The 8,325-nt window shown below is 42.7% G+C and carries 7 protein-coding genes and 1 pseudogene; 5 read left to right on the forward strand and 3 right to left on the reverse strand.

What is annotated here, in order from left to right; all coding sequences use genetic code 11:
* Nucleotides 1-544 precede the first annotated feature (544 nt).
* Nucleotides 545-1,702: a chromate efflux transporter gene (chrA, locus tag IM500_RS15750; RefSeq protein ID WP_002797252.1), complete on the forward strand. Its 1,158-nt coding sequence runs from the start codon at nt 545-547 to the stop codon at nt 1,700-1,702.
* A gap of 35 nt (nt 1,703-1,737) precedes the next feature.
* Here the strand turns inward: chrA and hisG are convergent, their stop codons facing one another.
* From hisG to deoC, 3 genes are all read right to left on the reverse strand, one after another.
* On the reverse strand, nt 1,738-2,388 hold the full coding sequence (gene hisG, locus IM500_RS15755) for an ATP phosphoribosyltransferase (protein WP_190723212.1): 651 nt from the start codon (nt 2,386-2,388) through the stop codon (nt 1,738-1,740).
* A gap of 68 nt (nt 2,389-2,456) precedes the next feature.
* Complete coding sequence (locus IM500_RS15760; protein WP_190723211.1) at nt 2,457-3,209, reverse strand: HAD family hydrolase; 753 nt, start codon at nt 3,207-3,209, stop codon at nt 2,457-2,459.
* 186 nt (nt 3,210-3,395) lie between these two features.
* A complete protein-coding gene (gene deoC, locus IM500_RS15765; protein ID WP_190723210.1) occupies nt 3,396-4,073 on the reverse strand; it encodes a deoxyribose-phosphate aldolase in 678 nt (225 codons plus the stop codon).
* Between the two features lie 159 nt (nt 4,074-4,232).
* Here deoC and acnB point away from each other — a divergent pair, with 159 nt between their 5' ends.
* The 4 genes and pseudogenes from acnB to IM500_RS24830 form a co-directional block, all read left to right on the forward strand.
* Nucleotides 4,233-6,842 carry a bifunctional aconitate hydratase 2/2-methylisocitrate dehydratase gene (gene acnB / locus IM500_RS15770; protein WP_287738919.1) on the forward strand — a complete coding sequence of 870 codons (2,610 nt, stop codon included), beginning with the start codon at nt 4,233-4,235 and terminating at the stop codon, nt 6,840-6,842.
* Between the two features lie 14 nt (nt 6,843-6,856).
* Complete coding sequence (locus IM500_RS15775; RefSeq protein WP_287738921.1) at nt 6,857-7,177, forward strand: DUF2584 domain-containing protein; 321 nt, start codon at nt 6,857-6,859, stop codon at nt 7,175-7,177.
* A gap of 6 nt (nt 7,178-7,183) precedes the next feature.
* On the forward strand, nt 7,184-7,492 hold the full coding sequence (locus IM500_RS15780) for a hypothetical protein (RefSeq protein ID WP_242034737.1): 309 nt from the start codon (nt 7,184-7,186) through the stop codon (nt 7,490-7,492).
* 63 nt (nt 7,493-7,555) lie between these two features.
* Nucleotides 7,556-7,810, forward strand: a pseudogene (locus IM500_RS24830) (IS200/IS605 family accessory protein TnpB-related protein); the annotation flags it as partial.
* Nucleotides 7,811-8,325: the final 515 nt, after the last annotated feature.

Raw genomic sequence — 8,325 nt, forward strand, 5'->3', positions numbered from 1 at the left:
TATTGGTAAAACTATATAGCGTTTCTCACACCTGTGTGGCACAGTCAAACCTTTGCTGATTAAGCTTTTCACCATCGACAATGTACCTCTTGCGAACAGGAAACGCTATATAATGCCGTCAGACTGCCGGGGTAGGAGCTACCTAAACCGGGGAAGATATCTTTAACTAAAAGTGGACTCGCTGCCGGCGCTTGAGTATCTGAAAACTGGTTAGTCTTGGGCGGCAAGCTGTCCATAGAGTTTCTTTGGTATAGATAATAATCAATTTTAATAATTGACTATTATTGATGGTTTATTATGGTTTCAGTTGGCATTAATGGGCTTTATTATAGACAAATTAATCAATATTATTTATAAAGTTTTCTTAACTTTTTTTGTATCAAATTTACTTGAACGGGAGTATTAAATACTTATGATTGAGTTTGTGTAAAACACTTTTGCAATTATGGGATTTTAGGATTGACCAGATCTAGCTAAGAATTTAGCTTAAGCCTATTCTTTTGGATATAAACTTAATTCTAGAAAAACTATTGGTAATCAGAAAATGCTAACTTCATCGCCTCCCAATCTCTCACAACTTGCCCTTTTATTTCTCAAAATCGGCATTATCGGTTTTGGTGGTCCGGCTGCCCATATCGCTTTAATGGAGGAAGAAGTGGTTAAGCGTCGCGGTTGGATGACTAAGGAGCGATTTCTCGATTTGGTGGGGGCAACTAATCTGATTCCAGGTCCTAATTCCACGGAAATGGCCATTCATATCGGTTATATTTTTGGTGGTTTAGCGGGTTTAATAATCACGGGGGTTTGTTTTATCACTCCTGCGGTGTTAATTACGGGTTTTCTAGCTTGGATTTATACTACCTACGGGACTTTACCCGATGTGGCCCCGATTTTTGCGGGGATTAAACCGGTAGTAATTGCGGTGATTTTTCAGGCACTCTGGCGCTTAGGTAAAAAGGCACTAAAAACCCGTCAATTACTCTTCATCGGATTGGGAGTTATCGGATTATTAATCTTAGGTTTAAATGAAGTTATCGCTTTACTGTTAGGCGGAATTATCGGGATGTTTATCCTAAAAAAATTCGCTACTTTCCCCCTGATTGTGGCAGGAATAGGCGGTGCGACGGCGGTTGCTACTCCTAGCAACATCCCACCGACATTAACAGGATTAGGGCTATTTTTCCTCAAGGTGGGTAGTGTTTTATTTGGTAGTGGTTATGTGTTAGTTGCCTTTTTAGAAGGGGATTTAGTGCAGGGGAAAGGATGGTTAACCCAGCAACAATTATTAGATGCTATTGCTGTGGGTCAATTTACCCCCGGACCGGTGTTATCCACAGCCACTTTTATCGGTTATCAAATATTAGGAGTATCGGGGGCAATTGTGGCTACTCTAGCGATTTTCTTTCCTTCTTTTATCTTTGTTTTATTACTTAATCCTCTTATTCCTAAGCTGAGAGAATCGGTTTGGGCGGGTGCTTTTTTAGATGCAATTAATGCTAGTGCCGTGGCTTTAATGGTAGCGGTAATTTTTAATTTAGCTCTAGCTACTTGGTTACAACCCTACGGGAATTTACCTTTTAATTTATTGGCTATCATTCTATCTCTTATCTCCGCTATTCTTTTACTACGTTTTCAGGTTAATTCTACTTGGTTAATTCTGGCTGGTGCGCTCATTGGTTTACTCTTAAAACAATTAGGTTAGGGGGAAATACTGCCCCAAACTAACCTATATTTTCCTTAAACTTTTGCCATTAATGTAGTTGCTTCTCTGAGCTTTTCTACCCAGTTATAAATCTGATCGCGATCTAGTCTATAGCTGAGGGGATGAGCGATTAATCGAGCGCTACTAGCAAATAATTCGTCAATTTCTACTAAACCATTTTCGCGTAAAGTTCGACCGGTGGAAACTAGGTCAACTATCGCTTCTGACATCCCCGTAATCGGGCCTAATTCTACGGAACCATAGAGAGGTATAATCTCGACGGGAATATCTAAACGACGAAAATAATCCTTAGCACAATTGACAAATTTTGAGGCAACTTTACCGTGATGGGGAATATCTAAGGGACTTTGATAGGGACTATCAGCAGGGACAGCTACCGACATCCGACAGTAACCAAATTTTAGGTCAATTAAATTAGCCACATCGGGAGATTTTTCTGATAAAACATCATAACCGGCGATGCCTAATTGTGCCTGACCGTATTCTACATAAACTGGTACATCTGTGGCTCTGACTAATAACGCTTTCGCTTGGTTAGTGGGGTCGGTAATCTGTAATTGGCGATTTTTTGAGTCAAGAAAGGCACTAAAATCTAAGCCAATTTTCTGAAATATTTGGATACTTTCGTTTAGTAAAGCACCCTTCGGTAAGGCAATTGTTAGCATAGAGGGAATTATGAATTGGGAAGTGGGGAAGTGGGGTTTTTCAGTGAACAGTAAACAGTAATCAGTAATCAGTGAACTGAAAATTCGGCTCTGATAACCGAGATGGCAGTAAGTTCTCTAATGACCACATCAGCTAATTGTAAATCTTGATGGTTTTCTGGTTGCCAACTAATTGCGATCGCAGCTGCTGATTTTGCCTGTTTAGCCATTTCCCAATCGGCCCTAGTGTCCCCCACCATCAGGGTTTTGTCCACTGCGGTCCCCAAAGCTTGACAGGTTTCTTGCAATAATAGGGGATCGGGTTTACTTAAACCTCGATCGCAGCCCTGGGCAATTTTAATATAATTTAATAGGTGATTTTCCTTGACAAATTGCTCAACTCGTGCTGTGGTATCGGAGGAAAGAATCGCCAATTGTAAACCGGCCGCGTGCAGATAACGAATTACTTCTAAACATTGGGGATAGAGGGGATTTAAGCGGGGGGGAACCTTTTCATCGGCCGCTTGGAAGGCCGCTTTTGCGATCGCCATTGCCGTTAACCAATCCCGGCCGGTGGAAGCAATACAACCGGCAGCGACGATATGATTATCTCTGCGGCTGCCCACTGCCATTAAACCAGCAGGATTGAGACTATTTGCCCCAATACCGAAAGTTTTAGTTAATAAAGACTCTAAACCCGGAATTCGCGATTCAATGGCTTGTACCCGGGCTATAGCTCGATCGTACCAGAAAGCCTGCGAATCCTCTAGCGTACCGTCCTTATCAAAAACAATCCCTTGAATATCTCTAAATTCTCGATTACCACAGCGAATTATCGACAAATAAACCTCCTTATTTTTATTGAATGTCAGCCATCATTTTAGCTGTCAGGAGACAGGATTCAGGAGACAGGATTCAGGAGACAGGATTCAGGAGACAGGATTCAGGAGACAGGAGATTATTTTTTATTTATTCTCCCCACTTCCCCACTTCCCCACTTTCCTATACCTTTTAAACAGGATTTAGTATTACTCCTCAAAGGCAGCTTTTTGCTGACGGACTAAATCGACACCGCGGGAAGTTCCCAGACGGGTGGCCCCGGCCCGGATAAGAGTGATCGCTTGTTCTAGGGTGCGAATTCCGCCGGATGCTTTAATTCCTACCCTGCCTTTGCTAATTTCCTTGAGAAACTTGACATCGCTAACCGTTGCACCTCCAAACCAGCCGGTACTGGTTTTTAGGTAACTGACTCCTGCATCCATGCAAATTTCCGCCGCTAAACGTTTCTCGGTGTCCGTCAGTTGCGAGGTTTCCAGAATCGCTTTCACTGTCTGGCCGGTTTCCTGACAAATACTAGCAATTTCTTGGAATAATTGCTCAGATTTCCCATCTTTTAGCCAACCGAGATTAATAACCACCTCTAACTCCTTAGCACCATTATCTACGGCTTCTAAAGCCTCATAACGTTTAACTGCGGAGGTAGTGGCCCCTGCGGGAAAACCAATCACGGTAGAAACTAAAGTTTTTTTGCCGTGGAGTAACTGCACAGCTTGCTTAACGGCAGCGGGATAAACGCAGACGGTGGGAAAACGATATTGATCAGCCTGTTGACAGTAAGCCTCTAATTGTTCACGGGTGGCGGTGGGGATGAGGAGAGAATGGTCGATATATTGTGCTAAATCTAGATCAGAATCGGTGATAGCCATTATCTAAGCCTCAATATAGTCAATCGATCGCTATTTTCTCATTTTATGGAAGTCAAACAGCAAAGTCATCTCTCGTTAACCTAGAAATTCAGAGACTAGCAAAAATCCAGTAACCTAGGAAGAAACCGTCACAAGTGAAGACTAGGAGACAATAGACCTATGTTAGAAGCCTATCATCAGCACGTTGCCGACCGAGCGAAATTAGGTATCCCTCCCCTTCCCCTCAATGCTCAACAAACGGCGGAATTATGCGAAATGCTCAAAAATCCGTCCGAAGAACTCAAAGGAGAATTGCTGACCCTGCTGCGTGACCGTGTTCCCCCCGGAGTTGATGAAGCGGCCTACGTTAAAGCGGGATTTTTAACAGGAATTGCCAAAGGTGAAATAAAATCTAGCGTTATCTCCGCTCAGGGTGCGGTTAGCTTACTGGGAACCATGGTAGGTGGTTATAACGTTCATTCTCTGATTGAACTGCTGAAATCCAGAGATATTAATATCGCCGCTGCCAGTGCCAGTGCTTTAAGTAAAACCCTGCTGGTATTCGACGCATTTACCGAGGTTTTGGACTTATCCGACACCAATCCCTATGCTAAACAGGTTATCGATGCTTGGGCCAATGGCGCTTGGTTTATCGCTAAACCGAAACTTGCTAAAGAAATTACCGTCACCGTTTTCAAAGTCCCGGGAGAAACCAATACAGATGACCTATCTCCCGCTCCCCATGCCACCACCCGGCCTGATATTCCCCTTCATGCCTTGGTAATGTTAGAAACCCGTCAACCCGGGTCCTTAGAAACCATTGCCGAATTGAAAAAATTAGGCCATCCGGTCGCCTATGTGGGGGATGTGGTCGGGACTGGTTCCAGCCGAAAATCGGCAATTAACTCGGTTCTCTGGCATATTGGCGATGATATTCCCTTTGTGCCTAATAAACGTGCTGGTGGCTATATTTTAGGCAGTAAAATCGCCCCTATCTTCTTTAATACGGCCGAGGATTCCGGCGCTTTACCGCTTGAATGCGATGTTAGCCAAATGAACACGGGGGATGTGATTAAAATCTATCCCTACGAAGGCAAAATCACCAACGAAGCGGGCGCAACTATTAGCACTTTTAGCCTCAAACCTGAGACAATTCTGGATGAAGTGCGCGCCGGCGGTCGTATTCCCCTCTTAATCGGTCGCAGTCTCACCGATAAAACCCGTCACGCCTTGGGACTTGAGGCTAGTACCCTATTTACCCGTCCCACTATGCCTAGTGACACGGGTAAAGGTTACACCCTAGCGCAAAAAATGGTCGGCAAAGCTTGCGGTTTACCCGGGGTGCGGCCGGGTACTTCCTGTGACCCAATTATGACTACGGTAGGGTCTCAGGATACCACCGGTCCGATGACCAGAGACGAGTTAAAAGAGTTAGCCTGTTTAGGTTTTAGCGCCGATTTAGTCATGCAGAGTTTCTGTCACACGGCAGCCTATCCCAAACCGGTTGATATTCAAACTCATCACCAATTACCCGACTTTTTCTCTACCCGGGGTGGGGTGGCTTTACGTCCGGGAGATGGCATTATTCACTCCTGGTTAAATCGGATGTTATTGCCGGATACGGTGGGGACTGGAGGCGATTCTCATACTCGTTTTCCCCTGGGAATTTCCTTTCCTGCGGGGTCGGGTTTAGTGGCATTTGCGGCCGCTTTGGGAGTAATGCCTTTGGATATGCCGGAATCGGTTTTAGTGCGTTTTACGGGGGAATTACAACCAGGTGTAACTCTGCGCGATATTGTTAATGCTATTCCCTACGTTGCCATCCAAGAAGGCAAATTAACCGTGGAAAAACAGAACAAAAAAAATGTTTTTAACGGTCGCATTATGGAGATGGAAGGGCTGCCGGATTTGAAATTAGAACAGGCTTTTGAGTTAACCGATGCCACGGCGGAACGTTCCTGTGCCGGTTGTACGATTAAGTTAAGTACCGAGACAGTGGCGGAATATTTACGTTCTAATGTGGCTCTGTTAAAAAATATGGCGGCCCGGGGTTATAGTGATGCCAAAACTATCCTACGTCGGGTAGCAAAAATGGAACAATGGTTAGCTAATCCCGTTCTGATGGAGGCAGATAAGGATGCCGAATATGCGGATATTATCACCGTCAACTTAAGCGAGATTAAAGAACCAATTGTCGCCGCACCCAATGACCCCGATAATATCAAGTTAATGTCGGAATGCGCTGGGGATAAAATCGATGAGGTGTTCATCGGTTCTTGTATGACTAATATCGGTCATTATCGCGCCGCCGCTAAGATATTAGAAGGAGCAGGAGTTGCTAAGGCTAAACTGTGGATTTGTCCCCCCACCCGCATGGATGAAAAACAATTGCGCGAGGAGGGAATGTACGGCATTTTTGCCGCTTCTGGGGCGCGTACCGAGATGCCGGGATGTTCCCTTTGTATGGGTAATCAAGCGCGGGTTGAAGACAGAGCAACGGTATTTTCTACCTCGACTCGTAACTTCAATAATCGCATGGGAAAAGATGCGCGAGTCTATCTCGGTTCCGCCGAATTAGCAGCGGTTTGTGCGCTGCTAGGACGCATTCCCACCGTCGAGGAATACCTCGCAATTGTCACCGAGAAAATTAATCCTTTTGCTGGCGATTTATACCGCTATTTGAACTTTAATGAAATCGCTGGTTTTGAGGATGAAGGCCGGGTAATTCCCCTAGAAGATTTACCTAAAATTGAGGATATCTTAGGGATTCCTTCTGGTGTTTTGAGTTAGTATGAAGGTTGAGGGTGAGCTATGAAAAGCTCACCCTCTGCTCAGAAAATAAAGAAGTAAAATTTATGGGGATGCCCTGTGAAGTGAATAGTATTTTAAAGTTAAAACCATCTCAAGGTTATCCAGAAAGTTTGGAATTATCTAAACAGTATCAAGGGAGCAAAGAAGATTATAGAATTATTCCTGTTGATGTTCCCATTCCTTTAGTAAATGAACATTGGGTTGCCTACGCAGATGTTATCATTGAAAAATTAGTTTGGGAAAATCGTCAAACAACAGTTTTATTTAGAATTGATAGGATTTATCCAGTCCCTTTTATTGTCAAAGAAACTTGAAATTAGATGAAGGATCAACAACGAATAATTATTGCAAGAATTATTAAGTATGAATTTGATTATTTTCTCAGAAAATTCAAGCCTTGGGAAAAGCTCATATTTTTGTTATACTTAATAGTAGCGATTGTGACAGGTTTAGGGGATGCAAGTTCATTTTTTACAGGAGAGAATAGTCCTATATCTAGGGAATGGAAATTATTAAAAAGCCCTCAAATAGTTACGATTATATCTATTATTATCTTAGGAATTCCTGTTTTACTCTCTCAAACACAGACTGGACAAGATACTGTTGAACTTTTAGAAACAATTCGCTAATTCGCGCCACAAAGCCACAAAACCCTTACCTTGCCTACATTTCACATTTATTCAGCAAGCCCTAAATATATTATTGATAAATTACTAGCTCATCAAATTAACCTTTTAGTTATTGGTCAAAATCAAGGCTGGAAACAAAACCTTAATATTGGGGATAGAAATAATCAGTCATTTGTGAATATTCCTCACTCAAGATTTATTGAACAACTAACTTACAAGGCAATTTTAGTCGGAATAAAAGTCATTACGACTAATGAAAGCTATACGTCTAAATGTAGTTTCTTAGATTTGGAACCAATTGGCAAACAAGAAAAATATGGTTCTTCGGTTTGTGTTAAGTACCTAAGCAAAATTAATTACACATATCTAACCACCTCTTGCCTCTTGCCTCTTGCCTCTTGCCTATCTTCACTAGGAAATTAATTTTGCACGACTACTTATGCAATGGAGGGGGGTTATAAAGGATAAAACCCTTACATAGAAAGACATTGCTTCGATTTTTGCCAATTTTTTTCTATCTAGAACGAGCTAATCAATTGAGTCTTTTGCCAGATAAGGATTTAGTCGATTTATGCCCCCCTATCGAACCATACCAAGTAACGAAGAACCAAAAATATTTGGGCAAGAGAGTTAAAAGAGGATTGTTTAGAAGTTCGTCAGGTTATCTCTATGGAGCAGATATTAATGGTTCGTTAAATATAGGGAGAAAGGTAGTCGGAGAGGTTGCATTTAGCAAGAATCCGATAGAGAGGCTTGTAGTTAGCCCTGTACGGGTCAAAGCGTACAAAGCTGATTCAAAGTGCGACGTTTGCGTACAGAATTAGTAACTATGA

Source organism: Microcystis sp. M179S2 (assembly GCF_020245805.1).
GTDB classification, from domain to species: Bacteria; Cyanobacteriota; Cyanobacteriia; order Cyanobacteriales; family Microcystaceae; genus Microcystis; species Microcystis aeruginosa.

Coding starts and splice junctions, on each gene's coding strand:
- deoC (WP_190723210.1), bottom strand. CDS start 4,073: ATGGCTATCACCGATTCTGATCTAGATTTAGCACAATATATCGACCAT.
- hisG (WP_190723212.1), bottom strand. CDS start 2,388: ATGCTAACAATTGCCTTACCGAAGGGTGCTTTACTAAACGAAAGTATC.
- IM500_RS15780 (WP_242034737.1), top strand. CDS start 7,184: ATGAAGGATCAACAACGAATAATTATTGCAAGAATTATTAAGTATGAA.
- chrA (WP_002797252.1), top strand. CDS start 545: ATGCTAACTTCATCGCCTCCCAATCTCTCACAACTTGCCCTTTTATTT.
- acnB (WP_287738919.1), top strand. CDS start 4,233: ATGTTAGAAGCCTATCATCAGCACGTTGCCGACCGAGCGAAATTAGGT.